The organism is Nonomuraea thailandensis (assembly GCF_024172165.1).
GTDB lineage: Bacteria > Actinomycetota > Actinomycetes > Streptosporangiales > Streptosporangiaceae > Nonomuraea > Nonomuraea thailandensis.
Genome location: NZ_JAMZEB010000002.1, coordinates 10,230,505 through 10,250,211 on the forward strand (window position 1 = coordinate 10,230,505; position 19,707 = coordinate 10,250,211).

Annotated in this window: 26 protein-coding genes and 1 tRNA gene; 10 read left to right on the plus strand and 17 right to left on the minus strand. The window is 67.5% G+C overall.

Annotated features, from left to right (window positions below):
* Positions 1-86 precede the first annotated feature (86 nt).
* From HD597_RS51420 to upp, 4 genes are all read right to left on the minus strand, one after another.
* The gene (locus HD597_RS51420; RefSeq protein ID WP_253754836.1) at positions 87-1,430 is read right to left on the minus strand and encodes a helix-turn-helix domain-containing protein; all 1,344 of its coding nucleotides are present in this window, start codon (positions 1,428-1,430) and stop codon (positions 87-89) included.
* 96 nt (positions 1,431-1,526) lie between these two features.
* On the minus strand, positions 1,527-2,060 hold the full coding sequence (locus HD597_RS51425; RefSeq protein ID WP_253754838.1) for a PH domain-containing protein: 534 nt from the start codon (positions 2,058-2,060) through the stop codon (positions 1,527-1,529).
* Between the two features lie 252 nt (positions 2,061-2,312).
* Positions 2,313-2,537, minus strand: a complete 225-nt coding sequence (locus HD597_RS51430) for a hypothetical protein (RefSeq protein ID WP_253754840.1) — start codon at positions 2,535-2,537, stop codon at positions 2,313-2,315.
* A gap of 119 nt (positions 2,538-2,656) precedes the next feature.
* Positions 2,657-3,295, minus strand: coding sequence for a uracil phosphoribosyltransferase (gene upp, locus HD597_RS51435; protein ID WP_253754842.1), 639 nt, complete (start codon positions 3,293-3,295; stop codon positions 2,657-2,659).
* Positions 3,296-3,487: 192 nt separating this feature from the next.
* On the opposite strand from upp, the gene HD597_RS51440 reads away from it, so the two are divergent.
* The 4 genes from HD597_RS51440 (at position 3,488) to HD597_RS51455 (ending at position 5,067) form a co-directional block, all read left to right on the plus strand.
* A complete protein-coding gene (locus HD597_RS51440; RefSeq protein ID WP_372513589.1) occupies positions 3,488-4,003 on the plus strand; it encodes a tRNA adenosine deaminase-associated protein in 516 nt (171 codons plus the stop codon).
* An 18-nt stretch (positions 4,004-4,021) separates the two neighbouring features.
* Positions 4,022-4,498 carry a tRNA adenosine deaminase-associated protein gene (locus HD597_RS51445; protein ID WP_253754846.1) on the plus strand — a complete coding sequence of 159 codons (477 nt, stop codon included), beginning with the start codon at positions 4,022-4,024 and terminating at the stop codon, positions 4,496-4,498.
* A gap of 31 nt (positions 4,499-4,529) precedes the next feature.
* The gene (locus HD597_RS51450; protein WP_253759829.1) at positions 4,530-4,967 is read left to right on the plus strand and encodes a nucleoside deaminase; all 438 of its coding nucleotides are present in this window, start codon (positions 4,530-4,532) and stop codon (positions 4,965-4,967) included.
* Positions 4,968-4,977: 10 nt separating this feature from the next.
* Positions 4,978-5,067 (plus strand) — tRNA-Ser (locus tag HD597_RS51455).
* A gap of 192 nt (positions 5,068-5,259) precedes the next feature.
* Here HD597_RS51455 and HD597_RS51460 read toward each other — a convergent pair.
* From HD597_RS51460 to ypfJ (HD597_RS51470), 3 genes are all read right to left on the minus strand, one after another.
* Positions 5,260-5,556 (minus strand): type II toxin-antitoxin system VapB family antitoxin, encoded by a 297-nt coding sequence (locus HD597_RS51460; RefSeq protein WP_043615040.1) that lies wholly within the window; start codon positions 5,554-5,556, stop codon positions 5,260-5,262.
* A 48-nt stretch (positions 5,557-5,604) separates the two neighbouring features.
* The gene (ypfJ, locus tag HD597_RS51465) at positions 5,605-6,450 is read right to left on the minus strand and encodes a KPN_02809 family neutral zinc metallopeptidase (RefSeq protein ID WP_253754848.1); all 846 of its coding nucleotides are present in this window, start codon (positions 6,448-6,450) and stop codon (positions 5,605-5,607) included.
* 105 nt (positions 6,451-6,555) lie between these two features.
* Positions 6,556-7,518 carry a KPN_02809 family neutral zinc metallopeptidase gene (gene ypfJ, locus HD597_RS51470; protein ID WP_253754850.1) on the minus strand — a complete coding sequence of 321 codons (963 nt, stop codon included), beginning with the start codon at positions 7,516-7,518 and terminating at the stop codon, positions 6,556-6,558.
* 135 nt (positions 7,519-7,653) lie between these two features.
* Here ypfJ (HD597_RS51470) and HD597_RS51475 point away from each other — a divergent pair, with 135 nt between their 5' ends.
* Entirely contained in the window at positions 7,654-8,253 is a 600-nt protein-coding gene (locus HD597_RS51475; RefSeq protein ID WP_253754851.1) for a LysE family translocator, read from the plus strand.
* 17 nt (positions 8,254-8,270) lie between these two features.
* Here the strand turns inward: HD597_RS51475 and HD597_RS51480 are convergent, their stop codons facing one another.
* The 3 genes from HD597_RS51480 to HD597_RS51490 all read right to left on the minus strand — a co-directional run bounded on the left by HD597_RS51480 (position 8,271) and on the right by HD597_RS51490 (position 10,999).
* The gene (locus HD597_RS51480) at positions 8,271-8,921 is read right to left on the minus strand and encodes a hypothetical protein (protein WP_253754853.1); all 651 of its coding nucleotides are present in this window, start codon (positions 8,919-8,921) and stop codon (positions 8,271-8,273) included.
* A gap of 172 nt (positions 8,922-9,093) precedes the next feature.
* The gene (locus HD597_RS51485) at positions 9,094-9,582 is read right to left on the minus strand and encodes a CAP family protein (protein WP_253754855.1); all 489 of its coding nucleotides are present in this window, start codon (positions 9,580-9,582) and stop codon (positions 9,094-9,096) included.
* 973 nt (positions 9,583-10,555) lie between these two features.
* On the minus strand, positions 10,556-10,999 hold the full coding sequence (locus tag HD597_RS51490; protein WP_253754857.1) for an HIT family protein: 444 nt from the start codon (positions 10,997-10,999) through the stop codon (positions 10,556-10,558).
* A gap of 117 nt (positions 11,000-11,116) precedes the next feature.
* Between HD597_RS51490 and HD597_RS51495 the strand changes: the two genes are divergently transcribed.
* Positions 11,117-11,383 carry a hypothetical protein gene (locus HD597_RS51495; protein ID WP_253754859.1) on the plus strand — a complete coding sequence of 89 codons (267 nt, stop codon included), beginning with the start codon at positions 11,117-11,119 and terminating at the stop codon, positions 11,381-11,383.
* Positions 11,384-11,473: 90 nt separating this feature from the next.
* Here HD597_RS51495 and HD597_RS51500 read toward each other — a convergent pair whose 3' ends face one another.
* The 4 genes from HD597_RS51500 to HD597_RS51515 form a co-directional block, all read right to left on the minus strand.
* Positions 11,474-12,079 (minus strand): DUF6461 domain-containing protein, encoded by a 606-nt coding sequence (locus tag HD597_RS51500; RefSeq protein ID WP_253754861.1) that lies wholly within the window; start codon positions 12,077-12,079, stop codon positions 11,474-11,476.
* A gap of 759 nt (positions 12,080-12,838) precedes the next feature.
* Positions 12,839-13,165, minus strand: coding sequence for a hypothetical protein (locus HD597_RS51505; protein WP_185111381.1), 327 nt, complete (start codon positions 13,163-13,165; stop codon positions 12,839-12,841).
* Positions 13,162-13,797 (minus strand): hypothetical protein, encoded by a 636-nt coding sequence (locus tag HD597_RS51510; RefSeq protein WP_253754863.1) that lies wholly within the window; start codon positions 13,795-13,797, stop codon positions 13,162-13,164. The genes HD597_RS51505 and HD597_RS51510 overlap by 4 nt, the downstream gene beginning before the upstream one ends.
* 17 nt (positions 13,798-13,814) lie before the next feature.
* Positions 13,815-14,030, minus strand: coding sequence for a hypothetical protein (locus tag HD597_RS51515; protein ID WP_253754865.1), 216 nt, complete (start codon positions 14,028-14,030; stop codon positions 13,815-13,817).
* Between the two features lie 91 nt (positions 14,031-14,121).
* Here HD597_RS51515 and HD597_RS51520 point away from each other — a divergent pair, with 91 nt between their 5' ends.
* Positions 14,122-15,357 (plus strand): NsdA family TPR-like regulatory protein, encoded by a 1,236-nt coding sequence (locus HD597_RS51520; protein ID WP_253754867.1) that lies wholly within the window; start codon positions 14,122-14,124, stop codon positions 15,355-15,357.
* A 66-nt stretch (positions 15,358-15,423) separates the two neighbouring features.
* Here the strand turns inward: HD597_RS51520 and HD597_RS51525 are convergent, their stop codons facing one another.
* The 3 genes from HD597_RS51525 to HD597_RS51535 form a co-directional block, all read right to left on the minus strand.
* Positions 15,424-15,888 (minus strand): hypothetical protein, encoded by a 465-nt coding sequence (locus HD597_RS51525; protein ID WP_253754869.1) that lies wholly within the window; start codon positions 15,886-15,888, stop codon positions 15,424-15,426.
* A gap of 89 nt (positions 15,889-15,977) precedes the next feature.
* Entirely contained in the window at positions 15,978-16,673 is a 696-nt protein-coding gene (locus HD597_RS51530; protein WP_253754871.1) for an HAD family hydrolase, read from the minus strand.
* Positions 16,673-17,512 carry a GntR family transcriptional regulator gene (locus HD597_RS51535; RefSeq protein WP_253754873.1) on the minus strand — a complete coding sequence of 280 codons (840 nt, stop codon included), beginning with the start codon at positions 17,510-17,512 and terminating at the stop codon, positions 16,673-16,675. The genes HD597_RS51530 and HD597_RS51535 overlap by 1 nt, the downstream gene beginning before the upstream one ends.
* A 365-nt stretch (positions 17,513-17,877) precedes the next feature.
* Between HD597_RS51535 and HD597_RS51540 the strand changes: the two genes are divergently transcribed.
* The 3 genes from HD597_RS51540 to HD597_RS51550 all read left to right on the plus strand — a co-directional run bounded on the left by HD597_RS51540 (position 17,878) and on the right by HD597_RS51550 (position 19,695).
* Positions 17,878-18,186 (plus strand): WhiB family transcriptional regulator, encoded by a 309-nt coding sequence (locus HD597_RS51540; protein ID WP_253754875.1) that lies wholly within the window; start codon positions 17,878-17,880, stop codon positions 18,184-18,186.
* Positions 18,187-18,361: 175 nt separating this feature from the next.
* Entirely contained in the window at positions 18,362-18,763 is a 402-nt protein-coding gene (locus HD597_RS51545; protein ID WP_253754877.1) for an RRQRL motif-containing zinc-binding protein, read from the plus strand.
* A complete protein-coding gene (locus tag HD597_RS51550) occupies positions 18,760-19,695 on the plus strand; it encodes a hypothetical protein (RefSeq protein WP_253754878.1) in 936 nt (311 codons plus the stop codon). Before HD597_RS51545 ends, HD597_RS51550 begins: the two co-directional genes overlap by 4 nt.
* Positions 19,696-19,707: the final 12 nt, after the last annotated feature.

Genomic DNA, 19,707 nt, shown 5'->3' on the forward strand with positions numbered 1-19,707 from the left:
GGGGAAACCAGTCATCCTATGAGTCAATGACTGGTAGACCCTAATTATTCCAGACTCAAAACGCCAAATCTGGAGCTCCCGGAGGTTCAGCGGGACACTGCGGCGTCGACCGTCACCCCTGCCATGGCGGAGCGGACTCCGGCGGCTTCGAGGGCCTTACGATATGCCGCGGTCTGCTGTGCTGTGGCCGCCGCCCTGCCGTACAGGTCGCCCAGCTCGCGCCAGCAGCGGGCAGCCTGCCGGTCGGAGCCGAACACCGGACGGTCGAGCGTGGCCAGCAGCTCGTGCGCGTGCCGCAGGTGCGCGGAGGCGTCGCCGTCAGCGTCGAGCGCGATGGACGCCAGCACGAGGTGGGCCTCGGCGGGCGTCGTGCCCGAGCGGTCGTGCGAGAGCCCCAGCGCCGTGGCGGCCAGCTCGCTCGCCGCGGCCGGGTCGCCGGCCCGCAGCTTGACCCGCGCGTGCACGATGAGGCTCTCACCGTGCTCCCGCGAGGTGCCGGGGGACACCGCGAACGCCCTGACCGCGCTCGCGACGAACCGCTCCGCCTCCTCGATCGGCGCCGTGGCGATCCTGGACCAGTGCATGGCGGTCCTGGCGAGCTGCAGCGCGAGCCGGGACTGGCGGCCCGCCCCGATCGCGTCGTCGGCCAGGCGCACGGCCAGCGCGGAGTCCTCGCCCGCCGCCGCGGCGGCACTGGCGTGCCACAGGGCCTGGATCTCTCCGGAACGGTCCACAACTTTAGGTACGCCGGACAGGTCCAGCACACGCCTGACGTAGGTCAGCTCGGGGGAGTCGCTCTCGCTCTCGCTGCGCGCCTCGATCAGGGCGGCGGCCAGGTCGGTGGCGAGCTCGCCCCGCGTGATGGACAGCCGCTCGGCCTGGGCCAGCGCGGCGGCGGCCAGGTCGCGGGCCCGCAGGCGGTCGCCCGCCCGCTGGTAGCAGCGGCTCAGTGCGATCGTGAGCGGCAGGTCGGCCAGCCGCTCGGGATGAGCCGCCGCCTCCCTCCTGAGGCGCTCGAACGCCTCCACCGCCTGACCCAGCCTGCCCTGGGCCTCCAGCGCACGCGCCCTGCCGAACCGCGCCTGCGCGGTCAGCATGGCGTTCTCCTCGTCGGCGGCCTTCACGATCTCCGTGAAGCGGTCGGCGGCGATGGACGGGTCTCCGTGCTGCAGCTCCAGCTCGGCGTGGCGCAGGCCGAGCTCGGTGTCGATGCGCTGCCGAGGCTCGATCCCGTGAAGGAGGAACTCGGTCGTGCACCCCAGGCGCTCGGCGAGGAGCCGGGCCACCACAGGAGTCGGCGTGCGCTTACCCGACTCAATGAGCGAGACATAACTGTCAGACAGGTCGGGTCCGGCCAGCTGGGCCTGAGACATCCGCCTGTTCAGCCGCAATCCTCGGACGCGGTCACCGATGGTTCCCTGACTCGGCATCTCATCTCTCAGGGCGGGGAAGGGTCAACAACACGCAATGATTGCATGAAGTAGCCGAATCTGGTATCCCCGCGTGAAGAATTTGCCACGCCGAGATTAATCGTCGCTGTCGTCCTTGCTGGGAAAAAGCATCTGACAGACCTCGAGGTACAGTGTTTCCGGATACGGAATGTACTCGACCGTTGACAGAGCCTGGTCCTGGCCGGCCGACTCGAGGATGAACTCACCGTAACCGAGCATGCGCCCAAGCAGAGATCTTTGGAAGCTCATGTCGGTGACCTTGCCCAGCGGCATCATCGCGACCTTGCGCGTGATCAGGCCGGTGGTCAGCAGCATTCGCTTGGACGTCACCACAAAGTAATCGACCGACCACTCCGCGACTTTCCAGACGAAACGGATCAGCAGCAGGAGCCACAGCCACCACACGACGACGAGTGCCGTGCCGCCAGCATCGCCGCCGCCGAAGAATCTGCTGAGCAGCGCGGCGATGATGAGGCCGCCGAGCACCTCGGCGACCGGGCGCAGCAGGATGGCAGGATGCCGCCGCACCATGATGACCTGTTGTTCGTGGGGGAGGAGGTAGCGGTTGACCGACGATGGAGCTGAGTCCCCGTGGGTCACAAGTCTCATGAGAGGCTGTTCACAAATTGAGCCAGCGAGTCGGCCGCGTTGAACACCGTGTCGAACGCTCCTCTCACCGCGTCCGCGGCGTCAGCTGGTCGCGCGAACAGGTAGTACGCAACAAATGCGATACCACCGTATGTGAGGACCTTTTTGACCTGCACCGTCGCCTCCGTGCCACTTACCCACTCCACCCGCCAACTACATTACCCACCTGAGTGCCCGGGTAAAGATGACTTGGCAGGTTAGTTTGGATCTTGCTTAGCCACGCTCGCTGGCCACCAGAGCCAGCACGTGAAGGTGCTTGCGCGCGATGCGCTCGACCAGGCTGGGGTGGGCATAGCCGGTGACCTCCAGCGCGCCGTAGTGCGCCGCCTCCACGCAGCGCGTTACGGTGGTCGAGGAGTGGATGCCGGCGAACTCGTCGCACAGCACCGTCTCCACGTCCGCGTACGGAGTCGGGTCCGTCTCGGTGTGATCGGTCATCGTGCTCCCCCACGCGCGCGGAAGTTGCCTTCCTGACTCTTCGTACCCACTCAACCACAGTATGTAACGAAGTGATGACCCCACGTGACGGAAAAGCCTTCTCAGGGACGGTTCGGCGGTCAGACCACGCCGTAGAGGCGGTCACCCGCGTCGCCGAGGCCCGGCACGATGTAGCCGTGCTCGTTGAGCCGCTCGTCGAGCGCCGCCGTGACCACGCGGATCGGCTTGCCGGAGTTGGCGAACACCTTGTCCATGTACGCCAGCCCCTCGGGCGCGGCCAGCAGGCACAGTGCCGTGACGTCGACGGCGCCCCGGTCGAACAGGAACTGCACGGCCGCCGCCAGCGTGCCGCCGGTGGCCAGCATCGGGTCGACCACGTAGCACTGCCGCCCGGACAGGTCGTCGGGCAGCCGCGTGGCGTACGTCTCCGCCTGGAGCGTGGACTCGTTGCGGATCATGCCCAGGAAGCCGACCTCGGCCGTGGGCAGCAGCCTCGTCATGCCGTCGAGCATGCCGAGCCCCGCGCGCAGGATGGGCACGACCAGCGGGTACGGCTTGGCCAGGCGCACGCCCGTGGCGGGCGAGACCGGCGTCTCGACGGTGACCTCGGTGACCCGCACGTCGCGGGTGGCCTCGTACGCGAGCAGCGTCACCAGCTCGTCCGCGAGCCTGCGGAAGGTCGGCGAGTCGGTGCGGACATCGCGCAGCGTGGTGAGCTTGTGTGCCACGAGCGGATGATCGACGACGAGGGTCTCCATGGGTCACCACGCTATCTCCTGACACGCCGTGCTGAGGACCCCTCACCTGCGCGCTTGGAACGTTACACACGGTCGCCGGCGGCTCACATCTTTGGTTTTGATCACAATTTGGCCGGAGAGGCACACGCGTGGTGGCCGGGTCTGGAACGATTGGGTCCTGGTGATATCTGTCGTGTCAGAGGTCGGGTGGGGATGGCGATGACAGACGAGGACGCTCTTGACTTCGCCATCGTGGTCTATCGAGAAGACGAATGCTGGCAGGCCGAGCTTCTGCCGGTCACGTTGACGTCGGATCTGAAGGGGCTGATCCATGCCCTGAAGCAGCAGCCCAGCGAGAGCGGCACGATCGGCCTGGTCGCCGTCGGCGACGAGTTCTTCGTGGGGCTGCGGGTCCTCGGCGATCACGTGGACGTGTTCCTGTCCGACATCGCCGCCTCGTGGGACTTCCCGCTGGCGCGCCAGGTGCTCGAATACCTCGACGTCCCCGTGCCGGACGAGGAGGAGCTCGACGAGATCCTCCAGGACGAGGAGACCGTGCTCCCCGCCGGGGATCTGTCGATCTTCGCCGATCTCGGGTTGGACGAGATGGAGCTGGGCATCCTCTCCGGCGACATCGATCTGCTGCCCGAAGATGTGCTGTCCAGCATCGCCGCGCGGCTCGGGTTCTCCGAGCCGTTCGAGCGTGCCATCGAATCGGTCTTCGGCTGACCCCCCTGGAGCGCGGACATGGCGTCCAACACCTTTTCTGCGGCCTTTGTCAGAACCTCCGACGGCTGGAGCGGGGCCGAGGTCGATCTCGGGGACGCCGAGATCGTCGACGACCTCGGTGACGCCGTGACGGAGGCGCTGGGCCTGGCCGGCGACGAGCTGGCGCTGCTCTGTGTCGAGGTCGAGGACGAATGGTTCGCCATCGCCCGGTACCGGGGCGAGGAGGAGCCGCGGGTGTTCCTCTCCGACGTGCACGCCGTCCCGGCCGACAGCCTGGGCGAGCTGTTCGCCGAGTTCGCCGGCGTGGCGCCCGACAAGGAGGGCAACGGGCTCGGCGTGCGGCCCGCGGGCGATTTCGAGCTGCTCAGCGATCTGGGTGTGAGCTCCGAGGAGCTGCTGGAGCTGAGCATGGAGGAGGGCCTGCTGCCCGCCGACATCCTGTCGGTGATCGCGGAGCGGCTGTCGTTCGCCGACGAGCTCGACCGGCTGCGGTGACGCGCCGCCCGTCGTGACCTACCAGGAGGCCATGCGCCTGGCCCTGGCGGAGGCCGGCGCTGCCGCCGGCCGGGGGGAGATCCCCGTGGGGGCGGTCGTGCTCGATCCGCTCGGCGAGGTGCTGTCCGCCGCGGGCAACGACCGCGAGTCCACCGCCGACCCGACCGCACACGCCGAGGTTCTCGCCCTGCGCCGCGCCGCCGCGCTGCGCGGGCAGTGGCGGCTGGGCGGCTGCACGCTCGTGGTGACGCTGGAGCCCTGCACGATGTGCGCGGGCGCCGCCGTGCTGTCCAGGGTGGACCGGATCGTGTACGGCGCCACGGACGAGAAGGGCGGCGCCGTGGGGTCGCTCTGGGACGTCGTACGCGACCGCCGGCTCAACCATCGGCCCGAGGTCGTCATGGGCGTGATGGCCGAGGAGTGCGGCGCCGTACTAACTCGGTTCTTCGGCACTCGCAGAATCCGGTAAGCTCATCCGCGGTGGTGTCGCCTAGTGGCCGAGGGCGCACGCCTCGAAAGCGTGTGATGGGGCAACTCATCCGTGGGTTCAAATCCCACCACCACCGCCACAGGAGGGGCTTCCGACCAGCAGGTCGGGAGCCCCTTCAGTCATGTACGGAGCGAACGCCTCCGGCCGGGAACGGTAACGGTCGTCGTTTCGCATTCCGCGGAAATGATGTTGGAAAGGCCCGCCGCCGCCGGAACCCGGTCTCGGGGCAAGAAAAAAGGGAGCCACGAATCGTGGCTCCCTTTTGTTTCTGTCAGTTGGGCAGTTCGAGGACCCTGGCGTGCAGGATCGATCGTTGGTGCAGCGCCGCGCGCAGCGCGCGGTGCAGGCCGTCCTCCAGATAGAGCTCGCCCTGCCACTGCACCACGTGCGGGAAAAGGTCCCCGTAGAACGTGGAGTCGGCGGCGAGCAGCGAGTGCAGGTCCAGCATGGCCTTCGTGGTGATCAGAGAGTCGAGCCGGACCTGCCGGGGAGGGATCTGGGCCCACTCGCGGTTCGTCAGACCGTGGTCGGGATAAGGGCGTCCGTCGCCGACTAGCTTGAAGATCACCCCCCTGATTTTAGGAGAGATTCCGATTCCTCGCGCTATCTGCCCGTGTCAGCCGAGCCCGCTGAGATCACAGTCGGCGGGGGAGCCCTTTTCGTATCCGCGCTGGAAGGCCTCGACGCGTTGCGCGGAGCTGCCGTGGGTGAACGATTCAGGATCGATTCTGCCCGTGGTGCGTTGCTGGATTCTGTCGTCGCCCACGGCCGCCGCGGCGTCGAGCGCTTCCGAGATCTCCGCCTGGGTGAAGGGCTTGTCGTAGAAGCCGGTGTCGATGGCGTTGCGGGCCCAGACGCCGGCGTAGCAGTCGGCCTGGAGCTCGATGGGGACGGAGCTGCCCGTGTCGAGGACGCCGAGGAGGTTCTGGACGTGGTGGCCGTACTCGTGGGCGATCACGTACGCCTGGGCGAAGGGGCCGCCCTTGGCGCCGAACTGGCTGTGGAGCTGGTCGAAGAAGCTCAGGTCGAGGTACACGCGCTGGTCGGCCGGGCAGTAGAAGGGGCCGGCGGTCGAGCTGGCCGAGCCGCAGCCGGTACGTAACCCACCTGAGTACAGCACGGTCTTGGACAGGCGATATTCGGAAATCTCCTGCTTCCAGTAGTTCTGGATGCTGTTGACGACGCCCACCACCTGGCACTTCTCCGACTGGTCGGCGTCCCTGCCCGTCTGGCACTGTTCGGTCAGGTTGGCCGGGGGCCGCTGCGGTGCGGGCTCGTCACCGCCGCCGCCTCCGCCGACGTTGTTCAGCACGAACACCAGCACGAGCACGATCAAACCGACGATCCCGCCGCCGCCGACGACCATGCCTCCGGGGAAGCCGGAGAAGCCGCCACCGCCGCCGCTCCCTCCCCGGTCCTCCACCTGTGAGGGGTCCAGGTCGGCCTGGTCCCGGAAATCCATGGTGACGTCCTTCCCGCCGTTGCGCCTGGCGGACAACTGCCCAGAGGGACGCCCGCCTATCGGCGGACTCGCCGGCGGCGCCGAAAGCCGCCGGTGGGGGCGCCGCTAGATGCCTCCGCTGAAGGTGTCGCACTGCTCGGGGTCACCGCTCTGGTAGCCGGTGGTGAACCACTTCTCCCGCTGCTGCGAGGTGCCGTGCGTGAACGCGTCGGGGGTCACCCGGCCCTGCGTGCGCCGCTGGATGCTGTCGTCGCCGACCGCCGCCGCCGCGTTGAGCGCCTGGTCGATGTCGCTCTGGGAGAACGGCTCCTGGTAGAAGCCCGTCTTGACGGCGTTCTGGGCCCAGACGCCTGCGTAGCAGTCGGCCTGGAGCTCCAGGCGCACGGAGGGGCTGTCGGCGCCGGGGCGGTTGCCGCGGCCGACCCTGTTCATGGTGCCGAGGAGGTTCTGGACGTGGTGGCCGTACTCGTGGGCGATGACGTACGCCTGCGCGAAAGGCCCGCCCTCGGCCCCGAAGTCGCGCTGGAGCGTGTCGAAGAACGTCAGGTCCAGGTAGACCTTGCGATCGGCCGGGCAGTAGAACGGCCCCACGGCGGAGTCGGCCGCGCCGCAGTCGGTGTTCACCGCCTGCGAGAACAGCACGGTCTTGGCGGGCGTGTACTGCTTGCGCCCGAGCTCCTGGAACGCCTGGCGCCAGTAGGACTGGATGCTGTTCACCGTGCCGACGACGCGGCAGTCCTCCGACTGGTCGGCGTCGGCGCCCGTCCTGCAGCGCTCGGCCAGGTTGCCGCTGGGGGAGGCCGCCGGAGGCGCGCCGGGCTGCTGCCCGCCGCCCTGAGGGCCGCCCTCGTCGCCCGTGAAGGGCGAGGGCACGATCCCGAACAGGAACATCGCTCCCAGCGCCAGGAGCAGCAGCAGGCAGCCGCCGCCCCGGCCGCCGATGGGCAGCATGCACCCGCCCGGCATCCCGCCGAACCCGCCGCCACCGCCGCGGCCGGGCCGTGGGCCCGAGGCACGGACGTCCTCGACCTGAGACGGGTCGAGTGGCTTGTCATCGTCGAACTGCATCGCGCGCTCCCCCCGACGCAGTTCTCCCCTGTAGTGGTTCGGTTACGCACAGCCACCATGATATTTCGGGATACGCCGGATACTGTGGCTCCTATGACCGCGGGTTTGCTGGGTATTGCGCTGATTTCGCTGGGTATGGTGCTCACGCCAGGCCCGAACATGATCTATCTGGTCTCCCGCTCGCTCACGCAGGGGCGCCGTTCGGGGCTGATCTCGCTCGCGGGCGTCTTCCTCGGCTTCACCACCTACCTGACGGCCACGTGCCTCGGCCTCACGGCGGTCTTCGCGTACGTGCCGGCCGCGTACACCGCGCTCAAGCTGGCCGGCGCCGCGTACCTGCTCTGGCTCGCCTGGAACGCGCTCAGGCCGGGCGGCCTGTCCGCCTTCCAGCCGCGCGAGCTCCCGGCGGAGCGGCCCGGCAAGCTGTTCTCGATGGGCCTGCTGACCTGCCTGCTCAACCCCAAGATCGCGATCCTCTACCTGTCGCTGCTCCCGCAGTTCGTCGACCCCTCGATGGGGCACGTGCTGCTGCAGAGCCTCGCGCTCGGCTCGGTGCAGATCTTCGTCGGCACCCTGGTCAACGGCCTGATCGTGATCTCCGCGGGCGCGCTGGCCGCGTTCCTGGCCCGCCGCCCCGTCTGGCTGCGCGTCCAGCGCTACGTCACCGGCACGGTGCTCGGCGCCTTCGCCGTCAGCATGGCGACCGACCGCTCCAAGGCCATGGTCAGCGCCTGACCCCGACCTCCTGAAGGTCACGAGAGGTACGTGACCTCGGTGCCGGCGGGCAGGCCGAAGACCCGGCAGGCCTCGTCGTCGAGCGCCTGTTGCGTCTCCCTTCCGCCGGCCTCCAGGTCCACGGCCCGCGGCGCGCCCTCGGGCGAGAACATCCGGCGGATCGACGGCAGGTTCATGTCGCCGTCCAGAGGCTCCTCCACCTCCCGGACGGCGAAGCGCTCCCCGGCCTGCTCTCCGGCCCGCTCTCCGGCCCGCTCGACGGTGAGGAGCAGCGGGCTGTGGAACCCGCTTCCGCCGACGAGCCCGGCCCCGGAGCGGGCCAGTTCCAGGCAGGCTGCCACGACGCCGAGCAGGAGGTGCGGGTCCTTCCTGCGTACCTCGACGAACTCCTCGCGGCAGAACACGCGCGGACGCAGCTCCGGCCTCTCTGTGATCAGGAGGTACTGCCCGACCCGCCCGGGATCCGTCTCCAGGTGGCGGTCGGCGGCCTCCAGGAGCGCCGCCCGCGTCGCCGAGTCGACCCGCAGGACCTCTTCCACGGCCGTGCCCGTCACCCCGGCCCGGAACGACCCACGGTCGGGCAGCGCGATGGCCGCGACCGCGACCGCCAGCGCCGCACCCGCCCAGACGGCTCGCCGCCGCCCCGAAGTCGCCACGATCGGCATCATGCCACCCGCGGCTCCTGGAAGACGGCGGCTTCCGCGTGGCCGTCTCGGGCTCGGCCCGGTGCCGCCCCGCCACGTGCACACCGGACGGCCCCGGCCTCACCTGCCTCCGCGCTCCACGGTTGTGCGGGTCACAAGTCTGGCGAGCGCCGACGGAACACCGCTGCGCCGCCGGTCAGGCGCGCAGGACGTTCTCCGCGAAGGCGCCCTCCATGTTGCCGCGCTCCTCGAAGACGAAGACGATGTACGTCTCGAAGTACTTGCTGCCCTGCCCCGCCGCGCGCGCGATGCCGACCTTGGTGCTGGACTTCCAGACGAGCTGGGTGAAGTGGCCGGCGTCGGAGGAGAACTTGGCGGCGTCGAAGTCGTAGCTCGAGATCTCGTCGTACCACTTGTTGACCGCGTCCGACCCGGGCAGGGCCGCGGAGCCGCCGCCCCAGAAGATGTTCTCGCCCGTCTGGCCGCGCAGGCCGGTGTGCCCGGCCGCGAGCCCTTCCTGCTCGGAGCGGGAGAGCGCCCGCTCCTTGGCGTAGGCGTTGAGCTCCGGGTCCATGACCAGCGCAGGCGCGTGGTGCTTGGCCCGGTAGGCGTTGGCCTGGGCGAGTGCCTCGCTCTGGAACTCGGGGGTGGTGCTGTCCGGAAGTGCAGGGCGGGTTCCTGACATGAGAGATCCTCTGACAGCGTCGATGGGGGCCCTCCGGACGGTTCACCTCCGGCGGGGAGCGGCTTCGCCGCTCACCCTCATCATCTGCCGCCCAGCGGAATTCACCAGGCCCGCATGCTGTCCAGGAGCGGACACGGCAGGCGGAAAGCCGCCCAGCCCCGCATGCGAACAGTTGTCGTGCCGCTTACGATTACTTCTTAGAGACGGCCGGGCAATCATTGATGATTTCATGCGAACCCGGTATGAATGCCTGACGCATGCGTCGTCCTGGCTCCAGCGAGAATAGTCGATTCCGCTGGAGCTGAATGTCTTCACTTCCTTCTCGGGTGATTCCCGGAAACCTTACAGGTGGCCGATGTGTTCCGGGTGTACGCACCCCTCGATGTGGCTACCTCGCCACGTGACCGGGGGATAGGTGTCGCGATGTGCGGAAGACCGGCGGCACCGTGGAGTCAGGACGGGACATAGTTGGAGATTTCGCCGGAGGGGTGGTATTCCAGATCCCTCCGCGGCGCGCGGCATTGCCTCGGGCCGGTGACCGCAGGTGTGAGGCCGGCGACGGGTTTGCTTTTGGGAGGATCGAGTCACTTGCAAGGCGCCTGTGAGCCCGCACATCTATACAGGCATGGGCAGGCCGTGACGCCGAGGACCACACAAAGACGACTCTTTCTGATGTCGGCGGAACACGCATTATCCTTCCCATCAAGAAAGGCAGCGCTCCGTATGGCGCTGGAGATCAAACCGCTCGGCCCCTGGCAGGTCCTGACCGGCGGCGAGCCGGTCCGGCTCGCCGGGCAACGACGCATCGGCGTGCCGGCCAGGCTCGCCCTGATGCCGGGCAAGCCGTCCTGCGCGACGGCCGCCTGCTCACCTCGCGGGAGGCGGCCGACATCCTCGCCCAGCCCGTGCCGGAGACACCCCAGCCGATCAGGAACATGCTGTGACCGGCTCCGCGAACGGGCTGCCCCGCCGGTCAGGAGGGGAGCGCGGCGCGCAGCCGCTCCGCGTAGGCGCGGCGGCGGTCGGCGGGGAGCCAGTCGGGCTGCGGGGGCGTGCCGTAGAGCTCATCCCCGGGGTAGCGGGGGAAGAGGTGCTGGTGGAAGTGCCAGACATCCTGGTTGCCGGCGGGCTCGTTGTGCTGGCGGGTGGAGACCCCCGCGCAGTCGTAGACGCTGCGCATGACGCGGGCGAGCAGCCGGGTGGCGTCGAAGATCGCGTGACCGTCGGCGGCGGGGAGGTCGTAGAGGTTCTCGTGATGGGCGACGGGGATGATCAGCAGGTGTCCCGCGTTCCGCGGCCACCAGCGAGGGCAGATCATCGCGAAGACCCGCTCGTCGCGGTAGACCACGTCGGGTTCCCGGTCGGGGGTGAGGTGGCAGAACGGGCAGTGGTAGTCGGCGGGCGCGTGGGTGTGCAAGGGGCGTCTCCCTGGCTGGTGGCCGGCGTCCGAGGAGTCTAGTTCCGGCGAGGCTCGCTGCGCTGGTCGCGCGTGGGGAGCCCAAGGGGTGTCGCAACGACCCGCCACACTTTCTCTGTGACCAGAGACCGGCCCGGACTTATCAGCCCCGGCGACCTCTACGAGGACTGCTCTTTCCATCCCGTACTCTGCACCTTCAACGACGGTGATCGGATCGAGGGAATTTCCCTGATCGACGCCTCCATGCCGCGCGCCTGCTCCGTCGGCTTCTGCGGAGTGATCAAACTATCCATCGACGACGTCATCGCTGCGCGCACCGACTGGTCTGCCTACCTCACTCGACGCAAGGCCGAGTTCGAGCGGGAATCTGGCTCAGAAGCTTGACGAAGCCTTCCAGTGTTACAGCAGACCTTGCGCGCAGCACGCTGGAAAGACTTTGCGAAGCGCCGTTCCGGTTCTGCATCGGGCTGCCGCTCAACCCCCAACGGGTTCCGCGCCGAGGAACCGCAGTCTCCGCAGGTCCGTAGAGAAGGAGAGACCGGTGATGCTGCTCGCCAAGGCGAACGAACTCTCCAGCGGGTGGTCGATCGTCGGTCCATCGATGTCGTGGTCGGGATCCAGCCCGACCTCGTGCATCTTTGTTGCGAAGCGATCTGGGTCACTGCCCGATCGCTCTTCTGGGTACATCGGGTCGAACGAGACGACCGGCGTGCCATCGACGATATAGGCGAAGGTGTCCTCGGCATAGTCGTGGCGGCAGACCGACACGACCTCGGTGCCTCGCGAAACCGGGGCGTAGATGTTGTCGTCGACGGCGATCTGCCATCCCCCTGGTTCGATGACGACAGTCCAGTCGCCGACTCGGGCGGCTCCGATGTAACCGGCCGCGTCGGCCCTCATGCTCTCCACCGAGCGATGGTCCAGCTCGTCGAATGCCACCTCTTCCATGCTCTTCTCGTCTACGCCGAACCGGCGGAGGACTTCCTCTGGGGGGAGATCACGGACGAAGGACACGCAGTAGATCTCTCCTAATGTCTCGTAGCCGGGGAAACAGAGGAGTTCGTCGGGGGCCTCTGCCATGGTCGCTCCTTGGTTGCGTGAGCGGCATGATCGCAGCAATCGCCGACAAAACGGCTTCGGAAGGCCTGCCCTCTGCCCAGGGACAGCAGGGACACTCACGTTCTGAACTGTCCCTCATCGCTGGAAGACCCTCTGGGTTCGGCCGGGCTGAGGGACGGTCGGCTCCAGGACGCCCGGCACACCGCCGCGACCGTCCTGCTGATCCTGGGAGTTCCCGAGCGAACCGTGATGGCCATCGAAACTGAGACTGGAAAGCAAGAAGGGGTGCGCCTTGATCACGGCACACCCCTTCTGAGCTGGCGGAGGATAGGGGATTTGAACCCCTGATAGGTTGCCCTATACACGCTTTCCAAGTCTGTGGACCTTCGTTCACGGCCGGTCATCAGGGTCTCTAGCTGGGCCCATGCTCACGCACCGACGTGGGTGAACGTCCCCGGACGCGGGCGAACTGAGACCCTAAATGAGACCCGCTGGAGGCGGAAGGGCTGTAACACTTGGTGGGCGCCGCCTCCTCAGTGTTACAGCCGTTTGTCGCGCGGAACGCGCTCAGAATGACGTGCGAAGCACCGTTTGATCTTTGCTCTTCAGGGACAGCAGAGACACCTCCGGCTCTGGTTGTCCCTCCTAGGCCACTCACGTTTGTGCTGGTCAGAGCTGTCTCAGGGACGCCGGGGACAGCAGGGACACCTTCTCTGTCCACGTTGTTGACCCCCAGCCAGGGGGCGCATGGGCTTGCGGTGGGGCCCTGGCCGGGGGCGTTCAAGGGGCGGGATCGAGTGTCGAGGCGGCCCGCCACAGCGCGTTGACGAACTCCCGCCGGGTGTCGTCTGGCAATACACCGAGGATTGCGGCCAGCTCGGCGGCAAGTGCCGGGTCAATGTCGCGGACGTGGATACGGACACCATCCTCGAAGCGGGCGATGCGCACCACCGGAGGGTTCGGCGGCATGTGTCCGGCGAAGACTTCAATCGTGGCCTGGCCGACATGCCAGATGCCGAGTTGGGCTGCGTGCCCCGGCTGGTCATTCCGGCGGTGGGTGGACTGGCACCAGGCCACAGCACACCCAACCAGACCATCTACTGTCACGGCTGCGCCTCCTGCTGTTCGGCCAATACCAGCGCCTCGTCACGGAGATCATGGAGCATCAGCCACGGCTGCTTGCCGAGCGCGTACCGAAGCCATTCGCTGCCCTTGTCGAGCAGCACATTGACCTCGTGGCACACCTTCACCGCTGGTACGGGGAGCGAGTCACCGGGTCCGGGCTCGTACAGGTCCACGGTGGCCGCGTACGGGCTGGTTCCTGCCACGCTTACGACGCGGGAGCGTTCGGCCAGACGCGGGCAGGTGGCCAGCGACTCAGGGATGCAGGCTCCGCATGTGGGTGGCAGGTTGGTGATGGAGGTGCCGTCCGGTGCGATGTCGGGATCGTTGACGAACAGCCACCAGTAGCGGCCGTCAGGGCGCTGGCATGAGCAGCTGCACACCATGCACAGGTGCTCCCGCATCATGACGCGGGTGCGTGGCGTGTTGATCGCCTTCCACCGGAACTTCCCCGCCCGGTTCAACCCGTGCCGCACCCATAGCAGCCCGTGATCCCAGTCATCGTCTGTCGGGTCGGAGTAGGACAGGCGGATGTCCTCGACGATCGGGTCCCAATCGAAGAACAGCGGCAAGTCGAGCAGTTCGCCTGTCCACAGGTTCTGGTCGGGGATGCGCAATCCGTTCCGAGTGCGATTCACACCAGGTCCCCGCTCGGATCGTTCAATGCGGCGGCACGACCCGAGGTTGCGGCAGGGTCGTGGTCGTGCCGCCGCAGCCGCGCTGTCCCGGAGCGCGGCAACGACGCGATGGTGGACGTCTGGGAAGAGACGTCACCGCCGCGCCAGTCCATGTGGTTCTTGTCGTTCCAGACCGACAAGGCGGAGGAGTTGTTGTCCTGCACGAGTTCCATCACAGTCCGGCGTGGTACGACTGCGGGAGAGGACACTGGAGGCGCACCCGGATGCGCGCCCGTGTCCGCCTACCCCCGGAGGTGCATTCCGATGAGCAATGCTCGCGCCTGGGCCAGGCGACTACGCACCGAGCGGTCCAGGCGAGGCTGGTCTCAGCGTGACCTCGCCCTGCAACTGTCCGCCGTCGCTGACAGGAAGCTCCCTGAGCCGGAGAGCATCGTGCGCCGGATCCGGGATCACGAATGCGGCAAGCACCGACCGGACGACGAGTACGCGGAGCTGTACTGCCGTCTGTACGGGTTGAGTGAGTCCGCGCTCTTCGACGAGGAAGAAGGAGCGGCCGACCTGGGCGACGAGATCGACGCGATCGAGCTTGCCCGCCGGGCGGCGGCCAGCGACGTCAGTAGAGAGACGCTGGAACGGCTTGAGCTTGCCGTAGACGACCTGGCATCCGATTACCCTCGCACACCACCGGCGCAGCTCCTTGGCCGCGTACGGCGGCATCTGGAGTACGTGACGCGCCTCTTCGACGGCAGGAAGACTCTCGCTGAGCACCGTCGTCTCCTCGTGGCAGGCGGTTGGCTGTCGCTGCTTGCGGCGACCTGCCACATCGACCTGCGGCAGTACCCGGCCGCCGCCGCGCGCCTTCGGACGGCTGGGCAGTTGGCCGGCCACGCCGGGCACGACGAGATCAGGGCATGGTGCCTGGAAACCGAGGCGTGGCAGGCCCTCACTGAGGGCGAGTTCCAGCACGCCATGATCCTGGCGCAGGGGGCGCAGGACGTCGCACCACGCACCAGCTCCGCGTTCATCCAGGCCACTGGGCAGGAGGGCCGGGCTTGGGCGCGGATGGGGAAGAGCACTGAAACCCGGGCCGTGCTGCATCGGATACACCGGATGGTGTCGCCGATGCCCATGCCGGACCGGCCCGAACATCACTTCCGGTACGACCCGGCCAAGAGCGACGCCTACACCGCGACCACGCTTTCGTGGCTGGGCGACCCGGCCGCCGTGAACTACGCGCGTCAGGTGCTCGCACGACTGGAATCCGCCGTAGACGGGGGACCACGCCCGCGTCGAGCGGCGTCGGCCCGCCTCGATCTAGCGCTGGCTTTGCTCTCCACCGACGAGCCAGGAGAAGCCGGATACGTCGCGCGCCAGGCCCTCATGAGTGGGCTCTTGGTGCCCTCGAACTACTGGCGCGCCAAGGAGGTCATCGCTGGGGTCGAAGAGCGCGGTCTGACGGAAGCCGAGGAGCTTCGTGAGGTCTACCGCGAGTTGTACGGGTCACCGTCGCAACCGCAGCGTCCCCAGATCAACTCTTGATGAGGCTGGCTTACCTGAGCGTTCTCATGCCTGGTTGAAGGGTGGTTTCATCGGTTGCAGACACATCTATTCGTTCACGCTGGAGAGTGACACAAGAATGTAGGTTGCCCACTTCTTCGCATCAGCTTGCAGTGCTTCTCCTGCCGCTGGCTCCAGTTGTGCACCAAGCGATTCCAGATCCTCCACAGAGCCAAGCCTCGTGGTCGTCCCCTTCCAGCGACTCGACTCCATCTGAACCATCACATCAGTAGAGCCAACTTCCTTCCACCCAAGCTGCTCCAGGCGATCGCGCGCGAGGTCGAGTGCTTCGGGAAAGTCGGCGGCCTGCATGTCGACCACCAGAATCTCAATCACTTGTACAGTCCGCTCGTACATCGGGTCAGTGAAGGTCTGCGTGACGACGCGGCCGACGCTTCGCACTTCCGTGACCGCGCCAGGATCCACCTTGATCACGGTCTCGGGCCACCACGCCGCATTGCAACCTGAAACGGTGACTAACAGGCACAGTGCCGCCAATAGGCGCTTGACCATGGAAATATCCTTCTCTGCTTCTTCGCGTCCCGGGTGCCGTCTTAAGATGACTCCGCATGTTTCCGGAGCGTCTCAGTCTGCACACGGCGTCAGGCATGCGCGAGGGCGTCCGCCAGTTCTTTCATGCTTGTGACGATGAGATCCGCCCCTGTCTCATCAAGCCGCCTGGCTTTTCCTGGCTTGTTGGCGTAGCCGACAGCGAGCACCCCAGCGAGCTTGGACGCCTCAACGTCGGTTACCGAATCTCCTACCAACAGGGCGGACGAGGGGTGCGCACCGATGTGAGTAAGCGCCTGAACGAGCAGGTGAGGATTCGGCTTCATGAGTGCGGGGTTGGCCTCCACCCGCGCGGAGATGTGCTCCACCAGACTGCTGAGCCTTTGGCGATCCAGGAAGGCCGACACTGCGGCCACGGAGTTGTTGCTCACTATGGCGACAGGCACTTCTTTGTCGCGTGCCCGTTCCAGCAGGTCAGTTGCACCAGTGGTAGATCTCGCTGTCTCGGCCGCCTTTACTTCCAACTCGGTGAGCGTCCGGAGTGCGAGCTGGTTCAGATCGCCGCTCAAAGAGGCGCTGAGTCGGAACAGCTCTAGGGGATCGTCCGTGGTGTGCGCCTCCGGCGGGAGCTGCGCGCCTGCCTCTTCCAGGACGGCGCGGAGACTGTCCGCCACAGTTGGTGCCGGCAGTCCAGCGAAGATGTCGCAGATCGGCCCGTCGAAGTCCAGCAGGAGGCACCGTGTCTGGCTCATGACGGCCCGGACGGCTTCCGTCCCCGACCGTGCCATCAGGACACCTCGCGAGCGACCGAGTTCCACACCGCGTCGAACCATGCGGACGACTGCTGTACGTACTGACACGAGGTCGAATCGGGACCATCGCTCAGTGCGAAGTGGAACAGCTCGGTGTCCTTGCCCATCAGGTCGAACATCGTGACGGGCTCGCCGCCCAACGCCACGGTGTGCTCCGCCACGGCGTAGTAGCCGAAGAACGCCTCTTCGCCGTTGATCACATACATCTTGAAGCGTGGCGGCTCGCCGCTGATCCGGACTTCGGCGGACGCGTGCGCTACTAGGCCGAGATCCCTCAGCTCGTGTACCGAGTCCACGATGGCCTGGGCGTGCCGAGAGATGATCTTTTCGGCGCGTTGCCTGAACAGCGGCTCATCCTGCCCGTTGTCCACCCGGCAGGGGAGAGACCAGGGTCGGTTGGTGTCCGGCAGCAGGAGCCGGATGGAGATGCGCTCCGGGGTCAGGCGACCCGCCCGGATGTTGTCGAGCGCTTCCATGACCGCGCCGTGCAGTGTCTCGCCGGAGAAGCCGGCGAAGTCGATCGAGACCTCTGATCGCTTGAACGCCTCCTCGATGTGAGGACGCAGGCCGACAGGGCGGGCGGTCTTCTCGCGGACGAACACGCCGCTTCCCTGGCGGGAAACGATCAGGCCGTCGTCCCGAAGGAGGCGGATGGCCTGCTGGATGGTCTGGCGCGCCACGCCGAAGGTTTTGGCGAGTTCCGGCCCCGAGGGGAGCTTCTCCCCAGGCGCGAACTTCCGGGTGAGTATGGCCGCTCTGAGCTGCGCGGCGACCTGCTGAAAGGGCGGACGAGGGTCGTCCGGATCGAGTCTCATGCCCCGATCGTAGCCCTACCTGAACAACATTACTAGCCAAGTTGGCCAAGACTCTTGACATGACTAGCCAGGCCGCTCAACATGAAGCTTGTACAACCTGCCTAGCCAACCTGGTCAGGCAGGAAGTGCAGCGGATGACTTGGCGGCCTAGCTGGCCAAATCGTCCGCCGCTCAGCCGGAAGACCTGGGAAGGCGCCAACTTCAGCGCACGCCGACGGGCTGAGCACTCGCCGCTTCGAGAACTGAATCCGGGCTATCGCCTCCCACCGAAAAGGCGGTCACCACCAATCACGATCGACGCCGGGACGGCCCCATCCGCCAAGACACCAGCCGCCCCGGCCCTCCTCAAGAGAGGTGTTCTCATCATGCTCCACGACGTGCAGTGGTCCGGGGACGCGGGCGCGAACGCGCCCACCCTGACCGCCCTGCTCGACGCCGTCCTGGCCGCCGGTCCCGCCTGCGGCCCCGACACCGCTCACCTGTTCACCAGCACCGACGGAGAGACCTCCGAGCGGCGGCAGGAGCGTGAACAGCGAGCCATAGCCATCTGCCGTGACTGCCCGGCTCTCGGGGCCTGCGTGATGTACGCGCTGGCGCTCGATCCCGGTGAGGGCGTCTGGGCGGGCCTCAACCTGGACGACCAGCACCTCATCGACGATTCGGCGGTGGCGTGATGACTCGCTTCCGCTGCCTCGACTGCGGCCAGCGCTCCGACAGCATCATCGGCTGCCGCCGCTGCGGCACCGTCACCGGCCGCCGCACCCAGCTCTGCCCCGCCCACGGCGCGGGCCGCGCCCCGGGATGCCGAGCCTGCCGAGCCAACTTCCGCTTCCGATGCGAGGAGCGCTGATGTCCCGAGTCCGCGCGGCCTTCTGGGATCCGACCGGTAGCCGCTACAGCCTTCCCACCTACCCGTGGCGGATGGCCCCGCCGCATCTGCTGACCTTGCGCCAGCTCACCGCCGAAGGGCTGCGGCCCGGCGGTCAGGGAGTCCAAGCGCAGATTCTCTGGCGCTCCCGCCGGCACGGCGCACGCGGCGTGCGTGCCGCCTACCTCTACGACATCCGGTTCGCGCTGCCCAAGCGCCCCATGACCCCGGCCAAGTGGGCTGCCCTGGCCAAGGCCAACGCTGCCCGCCGTCGCTGCCCGAACTGCGGCCGCGACGCCGGGTTCGTCATCTCTCGCTACGCCGACACCTGCACCACCTGCTACTACCAGCCCGCCAGCGTGCGGACGGAGGAAGCCGCATGAGCCACATCGCCAACCCTGACCCGCCTTCCGAGCCGACGCCGGAGGAGATGGCCAGCGCCCTGGCCGACCTCGAACAACTCGCCAACCAGAACTCCGCCATCACCGTGCCGTCCCGGCCGGTGGCGAGTGGAGAGACCAAGCGCGTTCGCAAACTGCGTGCTGAGGTGGCCGAGGCACATCTGCTGGCCGACCTCCAGGACGACGACGCCCCGCTGCTGCTGGACACGCCCAAGGTGCGCAAGCGTCGCAAGGCCGCCCAGGAAGCCGCTCGGCTGCACAAGTTGGCCCAAGACCCCGAGATGCGAGCCTGGCAGGCCGCACGGATGCGCCGCCTGCTGGTCACCGCCGCTCTCGTCTCGCTCACCCTGGCGCTGGCCTGGTCCACCGCCGGTGTGCAGCACTTCGCCGCCGACGGCGCACCTGCCTGGTCTCCGGCCTGGGTCTTCGCTTGGCTGGTCGAACCGTTCCTGTCCCTGGCCCTGCTGGTCGTGGTCGGCGCCCGCGCCTACCTCGGCACCCGAGGCCAACCGCTCGACGACGCCAAGCTCGTACGGATCGAGTGGCTGTTCCTGGCCCTCACACTCGCCATGAACGCCTGGCCGTACCTGCCGTTCGTGGCCGCCGACTTCTCCCTGTCCCGGCTGGTTCTGCACGTCCTGGGACCGATCGTGGCGGTGGCCATCGTCACCGCACTGCCGATCGTCCTGGCCGCGTTCGCTGGCCTCGATCACGGGCCTACCGGTACCCCTACCACCCCGTCGTACAGGGCAAATGCGGCCACAGTCGACAAACTCACCGCTCGCGCCCGCGACCTGATCGGGACCGGTCAGCTCTCCATCGACTCCGGAGCGGACAAGTTCCGCCGCGCCCTCGGGTGCGGCATGGACGCCGCCCGTGCCGTCCGCGACACCCTGCGCGGCAACCCTGCCTGAAAGGAGGCCTCC

What these genes read in the sequence shown, in the direction of transcription:
- HD597_RS51425 (WP_253754838.1), bottom strand. Translation starts at nt 2,060, where the DNA reads ATGAGACTTGTGACCCACGGGGACTCAGCTCCATCGTCGGTCAACCGC.
- HD597_RS51535 (WP_253754873.1), bottom strand. Translation starts at nt 17,512, where the DNA reads ATGAGACTCGATCCGGACGACCCTCGTCCGCCCTTTCAGCAGGTCGCC.
- HD597_RS51520 (WP_253754867.1), top strand. Translation starts at nt 14,122, where the DNA reads ATGAGCAATGCTCGCGCCTGGGCCAGGCGACTACGCACCGAGCGGTCC.
- HD597_RS51430 (WP_253754840.1), bottom strand. Translation starts at nt 2,537, where the DNA reads ATGACCGATCACACCGAGACGGACCCGACTCCGTACGCGGACGTGGAG.
- HD597_RS51545 (WP_253754877.1), top strand. Translation starts at nt 18,362, where the DNA reads ATGTCCCGAGTCCGCGCGGCCTTCTGGGATCCGACCGGTAGCCGCTAC.
- HD597_RS51540 (WP_253754875.1), top strand. Translation starts at nt 17,878, where the DNA reads ATGCTCCACGACGTGCAGTGGTCCGGGGACGCGGGCGCGAACGCGCCC.
- HD597_RS51500 (WP_253754861.1), bottom strand. Translation starts at nt 12,079, where the DNA reads ATGGCAGAGGCCCCCGACGAACTCCTCTGTTTCCCCGGCTACGAGACA.
- ypfJ (WP_253754850.1), bottom strand. Translation starts at nt 7,518, where the DNA reads ATGCAGTTCGACGATGACAAGCCACTCGACCCGTCTCAGGTCGAGGAC.
- ypfJ (WP_253754848.1), bottom strand. Translation starts at nt 6,450, where the DNA reads ATGGATTTCCGGGACCAGGCCGACCTGGACCCCTCACAGGTGGAGGAC.
- upp (WP_253754842.1), bottom strand. Translation starts at nt 3,295, where the DNA reads ATGGAGACCCTCGTCGTCGATCATCCGCTCGTGGCACACAAGCTCACC.
- HD597_RS51440 (WP_372513589.1), top strand. Translation starts at nt 3,488, where the DNA reads ATGGCGATGACAGACGAGGACGCTCTTGACTTCGCCATCGTGGTCTAT.
- HD597_RS51445 (WP_253754846.1), top strand. Translation starts at nt 4,022, where the DNA reads ATGGCGTCCAACACCTTTTCTGCGGCCTTTGTCAGAACCTCCGACGGC.
- HD597_RS51480 (WP_253754853.1), bottom strand. Translation starts at nt 8,921, where the DNA reads ATGATGCCGATCGTGGCGACTTCGGGGCGGCGGCGAGCCGTCTGGGCG.
- HD597_RS51485 (WP_253754855.1), bottom strand. Translation starts at nt 9,582, where the DNA reads ATGTCAGGAACCCGCCCTGCACTTCCGGACAGCACCACCCCCGAGTTC.
- HD597_RS51550 (WP_253754878.1), top strand. Translation starts at nt 18,760, where the DNA reads ATGAGCCACATCGCCAACCCTGACCCGCCTTCCGAGCCGACGCCGGAG.
- HD597_RS51515 (WP_253754865.1), bottom strand. Translation starts at nt 14,030, where the DNA reads ATGGAACTCGTGCAGGACAACAACTCCTCCGCCTTGTCGGTCTGGAAC.
- HD597_RS51525 (WP_253754869.1), bottom strand. Translation starts at nt 15,888, where the DNA reads ATGGTCAAGCGCCTATTGGCGGCACTGTGCCTGTTAGTCACCGTTTCA.
- HD597_RS51450 (WP_253759829.1), top strand. Translation starts at nt 4,530, where the DNA reads ATGCGCCTGGCCCTGGCGGAGGCCGGCGCTGCCGCCGGCCGGGGGGAG.
- HD597_RS51530 (WP_253754871.1), bottom strand. Translation starts at nt 16,673, where the DNA reads ATGGCACGGTCGGGGACGGAAGCCGTCCGGGCCGTCATGAGCCAGACA.
- HD597_RS51475 (WP_253754851.1), top strand. Translation starts at nt 7,654, where the DNA reads ATGGTGCTCACGCCAGGCCCGAACATGATCTATCTGGTCTCCCGCTCG.
- HD597_RS51420 (WP_253754836.1), bottom strand. Translation starts at nt 1,430, where the DNA reads ATGCCGAGTCAGGGAACCATCGGTGACCGCGTCCGAGGATTGCGGCTG.